Annotated in this window: 17 protein-coding genes; 5 read left to right on the top strand and 12 right to left on the bottom strand. The window is 70.7% G+C overall.

Going from position 1 to position 16,625, the window contains the following annotated elements:
* Positions 1-14 precede the first annotated feature (14 nt).
* Both OG247_RS01995 and OG247_RS01990 read right to left on the bottom strand, forming a co-directional pair.
* Positions 15-446 carry a VOC family protein gene (locus OG247_RS01995; protein ID WP_327250521.1) on the bottom strand — a complete coding sequence of 144 codons (432 nt, stop codon included), beginning with the start codon at positions 444-446 and terminating at the stop codon, positions 15-17.
* Between the two features lie 175 nt (positions 447-621).
* Positions 622-882, bottom strand: coding sequence for a hypothetical protein (locus OG247_RS01990; RefSeq protein ID WP_327250520.1), 261 nt, complete (start codon positions 880-882; stop codon positions 622-624).
* 173 nt (positions 883-1,055) lie between these two features.
* On the opposite strand from OG247_RS01990, the gene OG247_RS01985 reads away from it, so the two are divergent.
* On the top strand, positions 1,056-1,199 hold the full coding sequence (locus tag OG247_RS01985) for a hypothetical protein (RefSeq protein WP_327250519.1): 144 nt from the start codon (positions 1,056-1,058) through the stop codon (positions 1,197-1,199).
* A 128-nt stretch (positions 1,200-1,327) separates the two neighbouring features.
* Here the strand turns inward: OG247_RS01985 and OG247_RS01980 are convergent, their stop codons facing one another.
* Both OG247_RS01980 and sigK read right to left on the bottom strand, forming a co-directional pair.
* Entirely contained in the window at positions 1,328-2,080 is a 753-nt protein-coding gene (locus OG247_RS01980; RefSeq protein ID WP_327250518.1) for an anti-sigma factor, read from the bottom strand.
* Positions 2,077-2,664 carry an ECF RNA polymerase sigma factor SigK gene (gene sigK / locus OG247_RS01975; protein WP_442813570.1) on the bottom strand — a complete coding sequence of 196 codons (588 nt, stop codon included), beginning with the start codon at positions 2,662-2,664 and terminating at the stop codon, positions 2,077-2,079. The genes OG247_RS01980 and sigK overlap by 4 nt, the downstream gene beginning before the upstream one ends.
* 412 nt (positions 2,665-3,076) lie before the next feature.
* Between sigK and OG247_RS01970 the strand changes: the two genes are divergently transcribed.
* Complete coding sequence (locus OG247_RS01970) at positions 3,077-3,274, top strand: hypothetical protein (protein WP_327250516.1); 198 nt, start codon at positions 3,077-3,079, stop codon at positions 3,272-3,274.
* Positions 3,275-3,366: 92 nt separating this feature from the next.
* Here OG247_RS01970 and OG247_RS01965 read toward each other — a convergent pair whose 3' ends face one another.
* The 6 genes from OG247_RS01965 to OG247_RS01940 form a co-directional block, all read right to left on the bottom strand.
* Entirely contained in the window at positions 3,367-3,609 is a 243-nt protein-coding gene (locus OG247_RS01965) for a hypothetical protein (RefSeq protein ID WP_327250515.1), read from the bottom strand.
* Positions 3,610-4,090: 481 nt separating this feature from the next.
* Positions 4,091-4,417 carry a hypothetical protein gene (locus OG247_RS01960; protein WP_327250514.1) on the bottom strand — a complete coding sequence of 109 codons (327 nt, stop codon included), beginning with the start codon at positions 4,415-4,417 and terminating at the stop codon, positions 4,091-4,093.
* A gap of 64 nt (positions 4,418-4,481) precedes the next feature.
* Complete coding sequence (locus OG247_RS01955) at positions 4,482-5,909, bottom strand: GH1 family beta-glucosidase (protein WP_327250513.1); 1,428 nt, start codon at positions 5,907-5,909, stop codon at positions 4,482-4,484.
* Positions 5,910-5,999: 90 nt separating this feature from the next.
* On the bottom strand, positions 6,000-6,920 hold the full coding sequence (locus OG247_RS01950; RefSeq protein ID WP_327250512.1) for a carbohydrate ABC transporter permease: 921 nt from the start codon (positions 6,918-6,920) through the stop codon (positions 6,000-6,002).
* The gene (locus tag OG247_RS01945; protein ID WP_327250511.1) at positions 6,917-7,924 is read right to left on the bottom strand and encodes a carbohydrate ABC transporter permease; all 1,008 of its coding nucleotides are present in this window, start codon (positions 7,922-7,924) and stop codon (positions 6,917-6,919) included. The genes OG247_RS01950 and OG247_RS01945 overlap by 4 nt, the downstream gene beginning before the upstream one ends.
* A 155-nt stretch (positions 7,925-8,079) precedes the next feature.
* A complete protein-coding gene (locus OG247_RS01940) occupies positions 8,080-9,384 on the bottom strand; it encodes an ABC transporter substrate-binding protein (RefSeq protein WP_327250510.1) in 1,305 nt (434 codons plus the stop codon).
* Positions 9,385-9,627: 243 nt separating this feature from the next.
* Here OG247_RS01940 and OG247_RS01935 point away from each other — a divergent pair, with 243 nt between their 5' ends.
* Positions 9,628-12,402 carry a glycosyl hydrolase gene (locus OG247_RS01935; protein ID WP_327250509.1) on the top strand — a complete coding sequence of 925 codons (2,775 nt, stop codon included), beginning with the start codon at positions 9,628-9,630 and terminating at the stop codon, positions 12,400-12,402.
* Positions 12,403-12,516: 114 nt separating this feature from the next.
* Here OG247_RS01935 and OG247_RS01930 read toward each other — a convergent pair whose 3' ends face one another.
* Together OG247_RS01930 and OG247_RS01925 are read right to left on the bottom strand one after the other, a co-directional pair.
* Positions 12,517-13,554: a LacI family DNA-binding transcriptional regulator gene (locus tag OG247_RS01930; RefSeq protein WP_327250508.1), complete on the bottom strand. Its 1,038-nt coding sequence runs from the start codon at positions 13,552-13,554 to the stop codon at positions 12,517-12,519.
* Positions 13,555-13,699: 145 nt separating this feature from the next.
* Complete coding sequence (locus OG247_RS01925) at positions 13,700-13,861, bottom strand: carbohydrate-binding protein (RefSeq protein ID WP_327250507.1); 162 nt, start codon at positions 13,859-13,861, stop codon at positions 13,700-13,702.
* A gap of 177 nt (positions 13,862-14,038) precedes the next feature.
* On the opposite strand from OG247_RS01925, the gene OG247_RS01920 reads away from it, so the two are divergent.
* Both OG247_RS01920 and OG247_RS01915 read left to right on the top strand, forming a co-directional pair.
* The gene (locus OG247_RS01920; RefSeq protein ID WP_327250506.1) at positions 14,039-14,983 is read left to right on the top strand and encodes a LysR family transcriptional regulator; all 945 of its coding nucleotides are present in this window, start codon (positions 14,039-14,041) and stop codon (positions 14,981-14,983) included.
* Positions 14,984-15,213: 230 nt separating this feature from the next.
* Complete coding sequence (locus tag OG247_RS01915; RefSeq protein ID WP_327250505.1) at positions 15,214-16,578, top strand: carbohydrate-binding protein; 1,365 nt, start codon at positions 15,214-15,216, stop codon at positions 16,576-16,578.
* Positions 16,579-16,625: the final 47 nt, after the last annotated feature.

The raw sequence follows: 16,625 nt of genomic DNA, 5'->3' as shown, positions 1-16,625 counted from the left end.
GGCGCCCGGCGGTCTCAGCGTTCCGACAGCTCCGAGGGTGCCTCCTGGACGACCCAGCCGTTGCCGTCCGGGTCGGTGAAGGTCAGGAAGGAGTTCCAGGTGTCGCCCTTGCCGTCCTCCCAGCCCTTCTCGCCGATGTGCCGCACGGGCGACACCTCCACACCGCGCACCGTCAGCTCTTTTCGAGCGGCCTCGATGTCGGTGACGCAGAGCTGCAGGCCTTGCAGCATGCCCGGTGCCATCTGGCGCGCACCGGGCGCCGGGGGCATCCCCTGCTCCAGCGCGATCGAACAGCGTGAGCCGGGCGGGGTCAGCTGGATGATGCGGACGCCGGGCGCGACCTCGCTGTCGAGGTCGACTTTGAAGCCGACCTTGTCCGCGTAGAACTCCTTCGACCGGTCCATGTCGGTGACAGGGACCAGAACCACTTCGAGCGTCCAGTTCATGACGGGTCTCCTTGGAACACGATGGTGCAGAGAAAGTCCACCGTGACCCACAGGCTGCCCGCGTGCGAGCCGAATCGCGGCATGCGAAGAAGAATTGGACGTCGGCCATCGGCCCCGGGTCCGGATCAGCGGGCCGGCCGCAGGTCGTCGGCTCATCGCGGTCCCTCCGCGTCGGCTACTGCGCCAGGCGGGCGTTGATCAGGTACTCGGCTTCCTCGGCGAGCCTTTGGCGTCGTCCGTCCTCGTTCACCTGCAGCAGCTCCCCGCGCAGGGCGAGCTCGGTGCGCAGCACCGTCGCCCTGGGCACCGGTACCCGCTGGCCCGGCTTCTCCGTGAACGGCCGCAGCTCCGCCGCAAGGGCGTGCGCGTCCTGCGACGAGCCACGCCGCAGCGAGAGGAACACCCGGGCAAGCCAGGCAGCCGGAATCTGCACCATGAGGTCAGTCATGTCGGGGCCAACGACCGTTGCCTTCACACGTGACGGCAGACGACCCGCTCGGCCCACGATGCGGCGAAGCAGCCCAAGTGGCACCCACGGCCGGAACACGCCCATCCGGCAAGGGTTCGGCCGCGAATCACCCGCATAGAGAACGCTGCGAGGTGAGCCCCATGACCGACGAAGAGTTCGAGCGTCTCCTGGCCCAGGCACGGGCGGAGGCACGACAGGTCTCCTTCCCGGCTCCGCCCTCACAAGACGAGGCGGAGTACGCCTTCCACCCGCAGCACGCCGAATTCGGAGGGTCTGCCCACTGACGCGCACCCATCCGGTGGGCTTGGGGCTTCGCATCACCAGGTTGAGGCATGAGGAGGAGCTCTTCATGGCGCCGGGTCCTGACCCGGGGCGCAGAGGGCCCGGCCACACGGGCCCTCTCCGCGTCCGCTCAGGTGGGCAGGGGCATCAGGAGGAGGGGGGTGGTGGTGGGCTGCGCGGACCCTCCCGCGGGCTCGAGGGTGAGACCGACCGCGCCGGCGCCGCTGCTGTCGCCCCGGATGAGCACGGTGCCGTCCTGGTGGATGAACCCGGCCGGGCGCATGGAGCCGTCGTGGTCGAGCCAGAGCTGGTAGGTCTGGCCGGGCGCCGGTGCGGGCAGGCCGCTCGCCGTGAAGACGGCCTTGTTCTGCTGCCGGGAAGCGACGACCGTGGTGAGGGCGCCGTTGCCGGCCCGGCCATGGGCCGTGCGGGCGTCGGGTGCGGCCAGGACGGTGCTGATCTGGTCGAGTCGCCCTTCGGCCTGCCGTGCCCGCTGCTCGAAGTCCTTGCTTTCCCGATGCTCCCAGGCGGCCAGCCCGGCGAACGAGGCGGCGGCGGCCAGGCTGGCCGCCAGTGCGAAGGGGACCACCCGGCGTCGCAGGAGGCTGCCGAAGGTGTTCGCCGACGCGTTGGCGGGAAGGGGCGGGGGCAGTTGGCGTAGGCCCTGAACGGCGGCCATGGTCTGCTGCCTCATCGCGGCCGGAGGAGCCTGGGCCGCGGCGGACCCCAAGCGCGCGGCGGTGGCCTCGAACTCGGCCGTCTCCTGCCGGCAGGCCTCGCACTGGGCGAGGTGGTCGGTGAACAACTGCCGCTCGGCGGGATCCAGAGCGTTGAGGGCGTGGGCGGCGGCGAGGGAGTGAACGTCGCAATGGTGCTGCCTCATGTGGTCACCCCCATGCAGTCGCGCAGCCGGATCAGCCCGTCGCGCATGCGTGTCTTGATGGTGGGAAGCGGTGCGTGGAGCGCTTCGGAGACTTCACGGTAGGTCAGGCCCCCGTAGTAGGCGAGGGTCACGGCCTGGCGCTGGAGCTCGGTCAGGCCGCGCAGACACCGCCGGACCTGTTCGCTCTCCAGCCGGGTCTCGACCTGCTCGGCGACCTCGTCGTACGCCGTCCGGTGCTCGCGGGAGGCCTGAGCCTGCTCACGGTCGGCTGAAGCCTGGGCGGAGCGCACCCGGTCCACAGCACGCCGGTGAGCGATCGTCGCCGCCCAGGTACGGACGCTGCCCGCCCCGGGCCGGTAGCGCGCTGCCTGCCGCCACAGGTCGATCATGACCTCCTGCGCGACCTCCTCCGACTGCGCCCGGTCCCGTAGGACTTTGACCACGAGCCCGAACACCATCGGTGCCAGGGCGTCGTAGAGGGCGGAGAAGGCCTCCTTGTCGCCGCGCGCGACCCTCTGCATGACGTCGCCGAGGTCGCTGGGAGCGGTACCCGGGCGGGCGCCGGACGGGTGCGGTTCGTTCACCGGCCGGACTCCTGTGGCGGCGACCAGGCGAAGGGCCGGCAGGCGGCGACCGGCCAGGGGCGAGGTGTCCATCGCATGGTGGTCCTTGTCCTTCGAGCGGGGCCGGACCGCTTCCGAGGGCGATCCGGCCGCATTGCCATCCATGCGCCCGTCACAGGGCGTTGCGGACGCGTGTGTTTCGTTGCCACACCATTCTTTGTACGTTCCTCCGGCAATCGATCTGCCGTTCGGCAACGACGACACGGCCCTCACACCCATGTGAGCCGGCCCGTGCCCGTCCACTCGCACCGAGGGGGAGCCATCCGGTTCCCCCTCGGGTGGGAGCCCGTTGGTCACCTACCGTGTTTACCGACCCGAATACCGGTTACACCAAGTAGTGACAGGCAGTCAGTACCGGACGGAAGGCAGGAACATGACCCTCGTCACCGTGCTCATCCTCGTCGCGGTCCCCGCACTGATCGCTCTCCTGGCCTTGGCACCCAACGCGCCCGTCCGGAACAACGCCTTTCCGGGCCGCCCCCGTCGGCGCCGGGCCACCCACCGCCGCACCACGGGGCCCCGGTTGCCCCGAATTCCCCCGCAGCACGGGATCCAGAACCATGCCCGCTGACCGGGCTGGATACAGCCGGCTCCGCGACTGACACGCCCTGGCTGACGTCGGGCACTCCGACGTCAGCCAGTTCGTTGTGGGTAGGCCGATGTTCAGCAGCCGTGGCCGCCGCGGTCGTGGTGGCCGTAACCGCCCCAGTCGTCATCGTTGTCATGCCAGCCGTGGTGGTTGTAGCCGTAATCGTCGTCGTCCCAACCACCACCGGTGACGTAGGTGGTCGAATGCGTGGGGACGGACGCCGCAGCCGTACCGGCTGCGCCGATGGCAGCGCCGCCGGCCATCAGAACGCCGATGGCGGATACTGCGAAAAGCCTCTTCACTCGCAGTGCTTGCATGGTTCAAACCTTTCTCGCTGCCCACTACTACCGCGGCGGACATCGGTCGGTTCTCGGGTCGGAGACCTGCGGGGGCTTGGGGGGTCCGGCGCATGGGTCCAGGAGGCAGGTCTCCCGGCCCGCGGGGTGAGCCCTGCACGGGAAACGCACGAGCGAGGTGCGTGACAGAGCTTCGGAGTGCCTCGCGATCCGGATGCTTCCCACGGTGCGGCCCTCCTCCCACCAGGCTAGGCACACACCTGGGCCTCACGCATCTCAGGGAACTGGGCGGGGAGCGGCCGACCGCCCGCGGCCGCGCCGCCGAGCGGCCCGCGGACGCCCGGACGTCGTCAGCCCTGGTTCAGCGGGAGGGCGAGGTCGGTGACCTGGCGGTCCTTGGGGGATTCGCAGCCCACGGCCATACGGACGGGCCGAGCCCGCAGGATTCACCCCGGCGGCGCCATGGTCCGCTGGTCGGCCCCGGCGGGCGGCCGGGTGACGGTCAGGGCTGCTGCTGACCTTCCTCGCGGGCGAGACGCAGAGCGAGTTCCTGCAGGATCGCGTCGGTACCGGGCTCCGCGCCGGTTTCGTCGTACGCGTAGGCGACCGCCGCGAAGGCGGCGATGAAACCGTTGACCAGAGCGCTCAGGGGCGCGGAGAGCTGATCGAGCACGGCGCCGCCGATCTCCTCGGGGGCGGCTCCCTCCGGCACCAGGAAGTGACTGGGGGTCACTTCCGCGAGCAGATCGGAGGCGAGGCCTTCGCCGACATCCGCGCGCAGTGCGGTGAGCGCGGCGATGGCTTTGAGTTTGATCTCGTTTTCGTGCACGGCCCGAGACTACGACGCGGGCGGCCCCGGGAGGTTCCCAGGGCCGCGAGCGGAGGAGATCCCCTCAGTCCCGCGCCAGCCCGCCCCGCGCGATCACCCCCGCGTACCACCGCGCACTGTCCTTCACCGTCCGGCGCTGGGACGCGAAGTCCACGTGGACGATGCCGAAGCGCTTGCTGTAGCCGTACGACCACTCGAAGTTGTCCAGCAGGCTCCACAGGAAGTAGCCGCGTACGTCCACGCCGTCCTGGATCGCCCGGTGGACGGCCGTCAGGTGCGCGTCGAGGTACGCCACCCGCTCCGGGTCGTGGACCTGCCCCTCCGGGTCCGCGTAGTCGTCGTACGCCGCCCCGTTCTCCGTCACCAGGAGCGGGAGGTGCGGGAGTTCGTCGCGCAGCCGGGTCAGCAACTCGTACAGGCCGTTCGCGTCCACCGGCCAGTCCATCGCCGTGCGCGGGCCCGCCGCCGGGGTGAACGCCACATGCTCCTCGGCGCCCGCCCAGGGGGCGGGGGAAGTGGAGGAGCCCGCCGAAACCACGCTGGGGGAGTAGTAGTTGATGCCCAGCGAGTCGATCGGGGTGGACGTGACGTCCAGGTCGCCGTCCCGGACGAACGACCAGTCCGTCACCCCCGCCGTGTCCTCCACCAGGTCCTGCGGCAGCCGCCCGTGGAAGACCGGGTCCACGAAGATCCGGTTCGCCACCGCGTCGATCCGGCGCACCGCGTCCCGGTCCGCCGCGGTGTCCGTCAGCGGGCGCAGGGCATGGAGGTTCAGGGTCAGGGAGATCTCGGCGGTGGACGGGAGCCGGTCACGCAGGACGCGGGCCGCGCCGCCGTGTGCCAGGTTGAAGTGGTGGGCGGCTCGCAGCGCGGCGAGGTCGCTGGTGCGGCCGGGGGCGTGGACCCCGTTCCCGTACCCGAGGAACGCCCCGCACCAAGGCTCGTTCAACGTCGTCCAGGTCGTCACCCGGTCGCCCAGCGCCCGGGCCACCAGGCCCGCGTACTCCGCGAACCGGTGCGCGGTGTCCCGCTCAGGCCAGCCGCCCGCGTCCTCCAGCTCTTGTGGGAGGTCCCAGTGGTAGAGCGTCGCGACCGGCCTGATGCCGTTCGCCAGCAGCTCGTCCACCAGACGGCGGTAGAAGTCCAGGCCGCGCTCCACGGCCGGGCCCCGCCCCGTCGGCTGGACCCGGGGCCAGGAGACGGAGAAGCGGTAGTCCGTGACGCCGAGCTCCTTCATCAGCTTCACGTCGTCCGGCATCCGGTGCAGGTGGTCGGCGGCGATGTCACCGGTGTCACCGTTGCGGACCTTGCCGGGGGTGCGGCTGAAGGTGTCCCAGATGGAAGGCGTCCGGCCGTTCTCGGTGGCTGCTCCCTCGATCTGGTAGGCGGCGGTGGCCGTGCCCCAACGGAATCCGGTGGGGAAACGGAGCCCCGTCCCGGTCTCGGGGCGGTTGCCCGTGGAGGTCGCCGGGCGGGCATCGACAGCGGTCATGAGACGGACACTCCAGGGAGTAGGAGGAGGGGGGACGATCAGATGGGGCTGGTGGGGCCGAGCTCTCGCAGGTGGCCGCCCGGGAACGCGTCAGCCCTTCACCGCGCCCTGCATGATGCCGCCGACGATCTGCCGGCCCAGCAGGCCGAAGACGAGCAGCACCGGCAGGGTGCCGAGCAGGGTGCCGGCCATGATGACCGACTGGTCGTTGACGTAGCCGCCGCCGAGCTGCCGCAGGGCGACCTGCACGGTCGGCTCCTGTGAGGACAGCGCGATGACCGGCCAGAAGAAGTCGTTCCACGCGGTCATGAACGTGAGCATTCCGAGCACCGCCATCCCCGGACGCGCGATCGGGATCACGATCGACCAGAAGATGCGGGCCGTGGAGGCCCCGTCGACGCGGGCCGCCTCGATCAGTTCGTCCGGCAACGACTGGATCAGGTACTGGCGCATGAAGAACACCCCGAACGCCGACACCAGACCCGGCAGGATCACGGCCTGGAGCTGGTTCACCCACTGGAGTTCGGCGATCAGCATGAACAGCGGGATCACGCCGAGCTGCGGCGGGATCATCATCGTCCCGATCGTCAGGGTCAGCAGCGCGCTCCGGCCCCGGAACTTCAGCTTGGCGAAGGCGAACCCGGCCAGCGTGCAGGAGAGCACCGTGCCCACGGTGATGGCCCCGGAGACGATCAGCGAGTTCAGCAGGGCCTTGCCGATGTCGGCCTCTTCGAGGACCGCCTCGACGTTCTTCATCAGGTTCGGGCCGGGCAGCAGGCTCGGCGGCACCTGAGCCAGGTCCGCGTTGGACCGGCTGGCCGCGACGATCGTCCAGTAGAAGGGGAACGCCGAGATCAGCAGCGCGAATCCGAGGATGAGGTAGGCGATCCAGCCGCCCGTCATCGTCTTCCCGGCTCCGCTGCCCTTGCGGAGCCAGGGGTGCTTGCCGGGCCGCTCCCGCGGAGGGCGGCGCTTCGCGGGCGAGGTCGGCGGTGGGGCGAGCGCGGTCATCGGCCGGCCTCCTTGCGTGCACGGCGGCGCGCGATCAGGGCATTGACCCCGACGAGCACCACGATCAGGACGAACATCACCCAGGCGATGGCCGCGGCCCGCCCCAGGTGGAAGAAGCCCCAGCCCTGCTCGTACATGTACAGGCCGAGGGTCTGGTACTGGTGTGAGATGCCGCCGGAGATCGACCCCTCGAACAGCAGCGGCTCACCGAAGAGCTGGGTCGCGCCGATCGTCGAAATGATCACCGTGAAGACGATGGTCGGCCGCAGCCCGGGAAGGGTCACGTGGATGAACTGGCGCCAGCGAGAGGCCCCGTCCATCCCCGCGGCCTCGTACAGCTCGTGCGGGATCGACTGCATGCCCGCCAGGTAGATCAGCGCGTTGTAGCCCGTCCAGCGCCAGATCACGATCGACGATACGGCGATCTGTGAGGCGACCGTGCCCGTCTGCCAGTCCACCGGGTCGACGCCGATGAGTCCGATGACGTAGTTGATCAGCCCGAAGTCGCGGCCGAAGAGCTGGGCGAAGACGAGCGTGGCGGCGGCGACGGACGTCGCGTAGGGGAGCAGGACGGCGGTCCTGATGAACGTCCGGCCGCGCAGCTTGTAGTTGAGCAGGTGCGCCAGGCCCAGTGCCATCGCGAGCTGGGGCACGGTGGACAGCACGCCGATGGTGAACGTGTTGCGCAGCGAGATCCAGAAGTACTCGTCGGCGAAGAGCGCGGTGTAGTTGGCGATGCCCCGCCACTGCATCTCGCCACTCGTCTGGAGCTCGACGCGGTAGAGGGAGACGAACGCCGTGTAGAGGAGCGGGAAGAGGCCGAAGGCCAGGAACAGGGTGAAGAAGGGGGCGATGTAGGCGTAGGGGGAGGCCTTGCGCCAGGTACGCCGGAGAGCGGCTGCAGGACCGTCGTCCGGGCCGGTCCCGGCACCGGATCCGGGAGCGGACCCGGGACCGGTTTCGGCCGGGCGGGGTCCGGCCTTCGCGGTGGAGGTGGGGGACACGATGCGGCCCTTCGGTGGATCGGGGCGGGAGGGGGCACGGGGCAGGACGGGTGCGGGGGCAGGAGGAGTTATGGGGGCGGGAGGGCCCGGGGCGCGGCCGGTCCACCGAGGTGCCCGGGTGGCCCGGCCGTCGGCGGCCGGCCCCGCGACCGGGGTCAGCCGATCACGTTCGCCACGCCCTTCTTCGCCGTCTCCCACGCGGTGTCCGACGCGACGCCCTTGCGCTCGACCTCGCTCAGCGCGTTCGTCAACTGCTGCATCACGTTCTGGTCGTGCACGCCCAGCACCTGGACCGGGGACTCCTTGGCCGCGTCACCGAAGATCTGGCCGATCGGGGCGCCCGAGAAGTACGGGTCCTTGGCATCCGCGATCTTCGCGATCGCGCCCGTCGAGGAGGGGAAGTTGCCCTGCTTCTGGAAGACCTTCGCCTGCTGCTCCGGCGCGGTGAGCCACTCGATCAGCTTGTACGCCTCTTCCTTGTGCTTGGCCGCACGCGGGATCGACAGGTACGAGCCGCCCCAATTGCCCGCTCCGCCCGGCAGCTTGGCGACGTCCCACTTGCCCTGGCCCGCCTCGCCGGCCTGGCCCTTGACGTAGCCGAGCATCCAGGCCGGGCACGGAATGGTGGCGAACGAACCGGCGGCGAAGGCCTGGTTCCACTGCGGCGACCACTGGTCGAGCTTGGCGCTCAGGCCGGCCTCGGCCGCCTTGACGGAGGTGTCCCAGGCCGTCTTGACCGCTGGGTTCTTCTCGTAGATCAACTCGCCCGAGGCGTCATAGTACCGCTCCTTCTCCTGGCCGATCATGACCCCGTAGAGGGATCCGATGCTGTCCAGCCAGGCGCTCTGGGCGGGTGCCTTCTTCTTGTACTCCTTGCCCAGCTCCAGGTAGCCGTCCCACGTGGACCACTTCTTCGCGAGCTCCTCGCGGTCGGTGGGGAGACCGGCCTGCTTGAAGAGGTCGGTGCGGTAGCACATGGCCTCGGGGCCCACGTCCGTGCCGAGGCCGAGGACCTTGCCGTCCTTCGTGGTCGCCGCCGACCACTTGGCCTCGGCGAACTGGCCCTTGAGCTTGTCGGCCCCGAACTCCTTGAGGTCCTGGAACTTGTCGGACTGCTGCTGGGTGACCGACGCGATCCTGCCCACCTCGACGCCCTGCACGTCCGCGAGACCGCCGCCGCCCGCGAGGCGGGTCTGGAGCGACTTCCAGTAGTCCGCCTCGTCCTGGGTGTCGCTCTGCTTGATCGTCACCTTGGGGTGGAGCTTCTGGTACTCCTCGTAGAGCCCGGCCTCCTTGAAGCCGAAGGATCCGAAGAGGTCGACCGTGAGGGTGACTTTTCCGCCCGCGCCGTCGGAGGCGTCCGGTGAGGCGCCGGATCCACAGGCGGCGAGGAGGGCCCCGGTGAGGGCGACCGCGCCGAGGCGGGCTGTGGCTCTCTTGGCGGCTCGGGCGATGGGCATGGGAAGCCTCCCTTGACTTCGGGATGAACCGAGCGCCTTGAGAGCGCTCTCAGTGCGTGCGTCTGGAGCGTCCCCCACCGCCCGCCCGCCGTCAAGACTCGAACGCATAACAGCTTGGTGTTACGCCCAACCGCCCGCTGTGCCTGCTCTCTTGACACCTAGGTTTCAGGAGATTTACGTTCCTTGGCACTTGAGAGCGCTCTCGAGCGCGCTCTTCCCCCCACGTGATCGAGGTGCTGTTTCGTGCGAGCCTCCCTCTCCAGACCCGCAGTGGCGACGCTCCTGGCCATCGGCCTGGCCGCCGTCGGCCTGGGCCCCGCCGCCTCCCCGGCGGCCGCCGCCACCATTCCTGCGGGTTCCGGTAGTTACACCGACATCCGACCCGCCGGCACGTCAGGACCCACGACGAACACCGGCGCCCCCGTCACCCCCAAACTCACCGCCGCCGCCCGGGACAAGCCGGTCCCGACCAACGACTGGTGGACCTCGCTCGCCTACCAGCGCTACGGCGACAATCCGTACTCCACCCCCATGTACGGCCACCCCCTCACCTACCAGGCCAAGGCCTCCGGACTGGAGGTCGGCTACCCGACCACGCCCGCGATCGTCGGTGACGGCCGGCAGTACGAGTACGCCCACAAGGCAGACCTCACCGTCGGCCTCACCGGCCTGAACTCTCCCGACACCAAGGCCGATGCCTGGTCGGACTGGACGGTCACCCCGTACTGGGCGGACGGCTCCCGGACCTTCCGCGCCACCATCGGCCACGGCATGCCCTTCGTGTACGCCAAGGGCTCCGGTGGCGACGCCCGCATCACGACCGCCTCCACGCCCACCGTCTTCGCGGACAACGGCAACGTCCTCGGCATCACGGTCGCCGGTCACCACTACGCGCTCTTCGCCCCGACCGGCGCCGACTGGAACGTCTCCGGCACCACGATCACCGCGGGACTCGCCGGCAAGGACTACTTCTCGCTCGCCGTCCTGCCCTCCACGGACGCGCTGGCGACCTACCGCAAGTACGCCTTCAGCTTCGTCACCGGCTCCCAGGTGGCTTGGCAGAACGCCGGCGGCGACGTCCGGGCGACCTACACCCTGACCACGGAGGCCAAGGAGGGCGCCGAGCGCGGCACGCTCCAGGCCCTCTACCGCCACCAGTGGCTGCACACCACCGACGCGCTGACCCCGTACACGTACGTCTCGCCGCGCGGCACCATGAAGGTGCGCGAGGCCGCCTCCTTCACCACCAGTCAGAAGAACAGCGGCGTGCTGCCCGCCCTCCCCGCCTCCAGCGGTGTCGACCGTGCCCGGCTGACCGGCTACCTCAACGAGGTGGCCAACGCCTCCGACCCGTTCTCCGGGGCCACCGACACCTACTGGGCCGGCAAGGCACTCGGCCGCCTCGCCCAACTGGTGCCCGTGGCCGACCAGATCGGCCAGACCGCGACCCGCGACAAGCTCATCGGCCTGATGAAGGGCCGGCTCCAGGAGTGGTTCACGGCGGGCGGGGCGAGTGGGTTCAGCTACGACAAGGACTGGAAGACCCTCACCGGCTACCCGGCCTCGTACGGCAGCGACACCGAACTCAACGACCACCACTTCCACTACAGCTACTACGTCTACGCGGCGGCGATCATCGCCCAGTACGACCAGGCCTGGGCCGCCGACTCGGCCTGGGGCGCGATGATCAAGCACCTGATCCGCGACACCGCCAATCCGAGCCGCACCGACTCGGCGTACCCCTTCCTGCGCGGCTTCGACGTGTACGCGGGCCACAGCTGGGCCTCCGGCCACCAGGGCTTCGCGGCCGGCAACAATCAGGAGTCCTCGTCGGAGTCCGTCAACCTCAGCGCCGGTCTCGTGCTCTGGGGCGCGGCGACCGGAGACACCTCGCTCCGCGACCTCGGCAGCTACCTGCTGACGACGGAGTCCGAGGCGATCACCCAGTACTGGTTCGACGCGAGCGAGCAGGTCTTCCCCGCCTCCTACAAGTACGGCACGGTCGGCATGGTCTGGGGCAGCGGCGCCGCGTACTCCACCTGGTGGACCGCCAACCCGGAGGAGATCCACGGCATCAACGTCCTTCCCGTGAGCGGAGGTTCACTCCACCTGGCCCGTGAGAAGGCCGCCATCACGCGGAACATCGCCGAGATGGAGCGCGAGAACGGAGGACCGGCCCAGGAGTGGCGCGACCTGCTCTGGGAGTTCGAGGCACTGGCCGATCCGACTTCGGCGAAGGCCAAGTGGGATGGTGTGAACGGCAATTACACCCCAGAGCAGGGTGAGTCCAAGGCGCACGCCTACCACTGGATCAACACCCTCGGCACACTCGGCGCACCGGACATGACGGTCAGCGGCGACCTGCCCACGTCCGCCGTCTTCAGCAAGAACGGAACCCGCACCTACGCCGCGCACAACCACGGCTCCGCCGCCCGTACGGTGACCTTCTCGGATGGCAAAACCCTTGCTGTGCCGGCCCGTTCGACGGCCACGGGCACCGGCGCCGGAAACCCGGACCCGGAGGAGCCGGGACCGTCCACCGGGAACACCTTTCGCCTCAAGACCGGCGGCGTCCTCACCACCGCCACCACCGATCCGGCCGGCGCGGACACCCTGGCCTCGGCCGACGGCGTGAACCGGGACGGCACCCCGTACCGGCCGAACGTCTACGAGGTGAAGCAGGTCAACGGCAAGCTCGCCGCGGGGGTCGCCACCGCGTTCCGGCTCCGGGTGGACGCGGGCGCCAGGGTCGGGCTCGCCCCGCAGGTCCGGGTCAGCTACGACCTGACCGGTGACGGCACCTTCGACCGCACCGAAACCTTCCGCTACTTCGCGACCGACCCGGTCGCGGGCTGGGAGGAGTACACGCAGGCGGTCGGCGCGCAGGCCGTCACCGGCAGCCTGGGCGAACTCAAGAACGGCACCGTCCGCCTGGAGATCTGGAACGCGCTGGGCACGGGCACGTCCCAGGTGCAGACGGGCACGGACGCGGCGGTGCTGAGGATCCCGTACGTGTAGTCCACCAGGTGGATGAACCGGGCGTATGGGCTTGATCGAGTGCGGCGGGTCTCCGGCTCCTCGGGGCGGAGACCCGCCGTACGCGTACGTCAGGGCTCCGGCTCCGGCTCCGGATCAGGCCGAGGCCCGCCGGACCAGCATGGTCGGGGTGATCACGGAGTCGGGTGCCGTGCCGTTCCCGGTACGGTCGAGGGTGCGCAGCAGAAGGCGTGCCATCAGCCGTCCCTGGCCCTCGATGTCCTGGCTGACGGTGGTCAGCGGCGGGTCGGTCTCCTTGGCCACCGGATCCATGTCGTCGAACCCGACGACCGCCACCTGCTCGGGCACCGCGATCCCGCGCTCCCGCAGGACCCGCAGCGCCCCCGAAGCCATCAGGTCGTTCGCGACGAACACGGCGTCCAGGTCGGGCCGCCGTTCCAGCAGTTCCGCCATGGCCCGTGCCCCGCTCTCCACGGTGAACGCGCCCTGGGCGACGAGCGTCGGATCCATGTCCAGCAGTACGTCGCGGTAGCCGTCGAGGCGGTCCATCGCCGAGGTCTGGTCGGGCGGCCCGCCGATGTGGGCGATCCGCTCCCGCCCGAGGTCCCGCAGGTACCGCACGGCGACGCGGGCCCCGCCCCGGTTGTCGGCGTCGACGTAGGGAACGACCTGTTCGCCGGGGCCGGCGGTCCAGCCGGGCCGGCCTCCGAACACGGTCGGAATCCCCGCTCGCCGGGTGATCGCGGGCAGCGGGTCGTTCGTGTGCAGTGAGAAGGCGAGCGCTCCGTCCACGTGCCCGCCGGACAGGTACCGGGTGATCCGGTCGAAGTCGCCCGGCCCCTCCACCAGCAGCAGTACGAGCTGGGTGTCGTGGGCGGTCAGCTCCTTGCTGATGCCCCGGATCTGCTGGGAGAAGAAGGGGTCCGAGAAGATCCGCACCTCCGGCTCCGCGATGACGACGGCCACGGCGCCCGTCCGCCGGGTCACCAGCGTCCGTGCCGCGTGGTTGGGGACGTAGCCGAGCTCGTCGACCGCCCGCAGCACCTTGTCGACCAGCGGTTTGCGGACCCCGTCGCCCCCGTTGACGACCCGCGAGGCGGTGGCCCGGGAGACTCCCGCACGCGCCGCGACGGCTTCCAGGGTGGGGCGGGACCCGGGGGACTGCTCGGGCAAGGCGGTCGCTCCTCGTCGACGGGGGCGGCGACACGCAAGGTGGTGCGGACCTGCGCCGTCGCCGGATCGTCTACAGCCTAGCGCCGGAAGGGGCGGACGGATGAGAGCGCTTTCAAAGAGGGCGCTGTCCCGCTCCGCGGGCCGGTCAGCCGGTGTAGGGCTGCCACATCTTGACGGTCGTTGCCGGGTTGCTCGCGGAATTGGATTTGTGCGTCACCAGGCACCGGTACTGCCTGCCGAAATGAACGACACGGTCGTTCGCCGCGTACTGGCGGTTGACTTTCCATTCCGAAAATCCTGCTGCCATGGGACGCCACCTTTCACCGAGCCGGCTCACTGCCGGCGTGCATGAAGCATCGCACCCTCCTGAGCAGGGCAGACACCCGATCCTGTCGGGCCGCTGTGCGGGCCCGTAGGGGTGCCCGCGATTCCGGATGCGGCAGACCCGTAGCGCAGATCCATAGGTCTGGACCAAGCTCGGAGCATGGATCTGGAGTTGAGGCACCTCAAGATCGTCAGAGCCGTCGCCGACGCCGGCAGCCTGACCCGCGCGGCCACAGTGCTGGGGCTCACACAGCCCGCTCTGAGCACCCAGCTCAAGCGGATCGAGCGGGCGCTGGACGGGCCGCTCTTCGTCCGTGGGCGGGAAGGCGTACGGGCCACCGCGCTCGGGGAGCTGGTGCTGGAACGGGCCCGCGTGGTGCTGCCGGCCGTGTGCGAGCTCCAGGAGGAGGCGGTGCGCTTCGCCCGGCAGGGCACGGCCGGCTACCGGCTCGGCGGGACGCACGGGCCGCTGCTGGGCGGGCTCGTCGACCGGATCATCAGGCAGGAGCCCGGTGTGCCGGTGACCACGTACACCTCGTGGTCGGAACGGGAGGTCGCCGGGGGAGTGGCCGCCGGCAGGCTGGACTTCGCCCTGGTCGGGGTGTGCGGGGAGAGCGCCCCGCCGGAGCCGGCGGCGCGACTGGTGTGGAGGGAGGTGGCACGGGACCCGGTGCACGTGATGCTGGCCGAGGACCACCCGCTGGCACAGCGGCCGTGGATCGAGCTGGCCGAGCTGGCCGCCGAGGCCTGGACCGACGTACCGGGCGACGGATGCTTCGGGGACTGTTTCGCGGCGGCGTGCGTCCGCGCCGGGTTCACCCCGGCGTGCGTGTACGAGACGGACACGGCTTCGTGCGTGCACCTCGTCCAGGTCGGGCGGGCCGTGGGGCTGTGCCGGGCGACCTTCCCCGTGACCCCCGGGCTGGTGACCCGCCCGCTCGCCGGGAGCCCGCTGGTGTGGAGGCACCTGCTCGGCTGGCATCCGGCCGCGCGGGCAGCCGCCCGCGCGGCAGCGGTGCTGGAGCACGCCCGGAACGCGCACACGGAGGCGCTCGCGCGATCATCCGCAGCCGCAGTCGCCGCGGCACTGGCGGAACGGGCGTAGACCGGACGAGGCAAGGGATGGGGTGAGGCCGGGAGCGGTGAGGCGTAGAGCGGTGAGGTGTGGATGGGCGAGGCGAGGATGGGCGAGGCGTCGAGTGGTGAACCGCCCGGCGGAGGCGCCCGCCGCTCGGGCGGCCATAACACCAGGGGAGGGGCCAACCGGCATCTCCCGCAGGAGCGTTCGGATTTCTACGGTGTCGCTGACCCCCCACCGAACCGAGGAGATCCCCCATGCTCAAGCGACACGCCCGCGCGGCGTGTACCGCCCTGGCCGCCGCCGGGCTGCTGCTGGCCGCCACCGGCGCCGTTGCCACCGCCGCCCCCTCGGACCCCGCCGACACCGCGCGCCCGCAGAAGTCGGCCTCCGCCACCCTGCGCACCGCCGACGCTCCTCCCGAGCTGCTCACCGCCATGCAGCGCGACCTCGGCCTGACCTCCACGCAGGCCAAGGCCCGCCTGGCCCACGAGGCCGAGGCGGGGGCCACCGCAGCCCGGCTGCAGGCCCGCCTCGGCGCGGCCTTCGCCGGAGCCTGGCTGGACGGTGCCGACGCGGGGACCCTGACCGTGGCCACCACCCGGGCCGCCGACACCGCTTCGATACGGGCCACCGGGGCCCGGGCGAGGCTGGTCAGCCGCTCCCTGGCCGACCTGGACACCGCGAAGGCGGTACTGGACCGGGCCGCCACCGCCGGGACCCCGGTCCGCTACGTCGACCCGCGCGGCAACACCCTGGTCGTCGAGGAGACCCGGCCCGGGGCCGCGGCCGGCCTGCTGGCGGCCACCGGAACCGACGCGGCACTGGTCACGGTGGTCCGTACCGCCGAGGCCCCGCGCCCGCTGTATGACCTGCGCGGCGGGGACGCGTACTACATGAACGGCAGCGGCCGCTGTTCCGTGGGCTTCCCGATCACCAAGGGAACGGTGAACGGCTTCGCCACCGCCGGGCACTGCGGGCGGGCCGGGACCAGCACCAGCGGCTTCAACCAGGTCGCCCAGGGTTCCTTCCAGGCTTCCGTCTTCCCCGGCAACGACATGGCCTGGGTGGCGGCGAACGCCAACTGGAGGTCCACCCCCTACGTCAAGGGCAGCGGCGGCGCGAACGTGCAGGTCACCGGCTCGGTGCTGCAACCCGTCGGGGCCTCGGTATGCCGTTCCGGCTCGACCACCGGCTGGCATTGCGGGACCATCCAGCAGCACAACACCAGTGTCACCTACCCCGAGGGCACCATTTCCGGCGTCACCCGTACGACGGTGTGCGCCGAGCCCGGTGACTCCGGCGGCTCCTACATCTCCGGCAGCCAGGCCCAGGGCGTGACCTCGGGCGGCTCCGGCAACTGCTCCAGCGGGGGAACCACCTTCTTCCAGCCGCTGAACCCGATCCTGTCCTCCTACGGCCTGACCCTCAAGGTCTCCGGGACCGACCCGGGCCCCGGCCCGGGCGACCCCGAGCCCGGCGGCACCTGGAAGGCCGGCTCCGTCTACGCGGCCGGCGCCACCGTCACCTACGGCGGCGCGAGCTACCGCTGTATCCAGGGCCACCAGGCCCAGACGGGCTGGGAGCCGCCCGTGGTCCCGGCGCTCTGGCAACGGCTGTAGGTCAGCCGGTGGGACAGGAGGCGCCGTGGCTGCCAAGGGGGGAGCCA

Source organism: Streptomyces sp. NBC_01244, from assembly GCF_035987325.1.
Taxonomy (GTDB): Bacteria; Actinomycetota; Actinomycetes; order Streptomycetales; family Streptomycetaceae; genus Streptomyces.
This window is presented reverse-complemented; position numbering and strand designations above follow the sequence as displayed.

Excerpts from the sequence above, each read along its gene's own strand:
- OG247_RS01985 (WP_327250519.1), top strand. The coding sequence starts at position 1,056 with ATGACCGACGAAGAGTTCGAGCGTCTCCTGGCCCAGGCACGGGCGGAG.
- OG247_RS01925 (WP_327250507.1), bottom strand. The coding sequence starts at position 13,861 with ATGGCAGCAGGATTTTCGGAATGGAAAGTCAACCGCCAGTACGCGGCG.
- OG247_RS01920 (WP_327250506.1), top strand. The coding sequence starts at position 14,039 with ATGGATCTGGAGTTGAGGCACCTCAAGATCGTCAGAGCCGTCGCCGAC.
- OG247_RS01995 (WP_327250521.1), bottom strand. The coding sequence starts at position 446 with ATGAACTGGACGCTCGAAGTGGTTCTGGTCCCTGTCACCGACATGGAC.
- OG247_RS01965 (WP_327250515.1), bottom strand. The coding sequence starts at position 3,609 with ATGCAAGCACTGCGAGTGAAGAGGCTTTTCGCAGTATCCGCCATCGGC.
- OG247_RS01950 (WP_327250512.1), bottom strand. The coding sequence starts at position 6,920 with ATGACCGCGCTCGCCCCACCGCCGACCTCGCCCGCGAAGCGCCGCCCT.
- OG247_RS01980 (WP_327250518.1), bottom strand. The coding sequence starts at position 2,080 with ATGAGGCAGCACCATTGCGACGTTCACTCCCTCGCCGCCGCCCACGCC.
- OG247_RS01955 (WP_327250513.1), bottom strand. The coding sequence starts at position 5,909 with ATGACCGCTGTCGATGCCCGCCCGGCGACCTCCACGGGCAACCGCCCC.
- OG247_RS01940 (WP_327250510.1), bottom strand. The coding sequence starts at position 9,384 with ATGCCCATCGCCCGAGCCGCCAAGAGAGCCACAGCCCGCCTCGGCGCG.
- OG247_RS01915 (WP_327250505.1), top strand. The coding sequence starts at position 15,214 with ATGCTCAAGCGACACGCCCGCGCGGCGTGTACCGCCCTGGCCGCCGCC.
- OG247_RS01990 (WP_327250520.1), bottom strand. The coding sequence starts at position 882 with ATGGTGCAGATTCCGGCTGCCTGGCTTGCCCGGGTGTTCCTCTCGCTG.
- OG247_RS01970 (WP_327250516.1), top strand. The coding sequence starts at position 3,077 with ATGACCCTCGTCACCGTGCTCATCCTCGTCGCGGTCCCCGCACTGATC.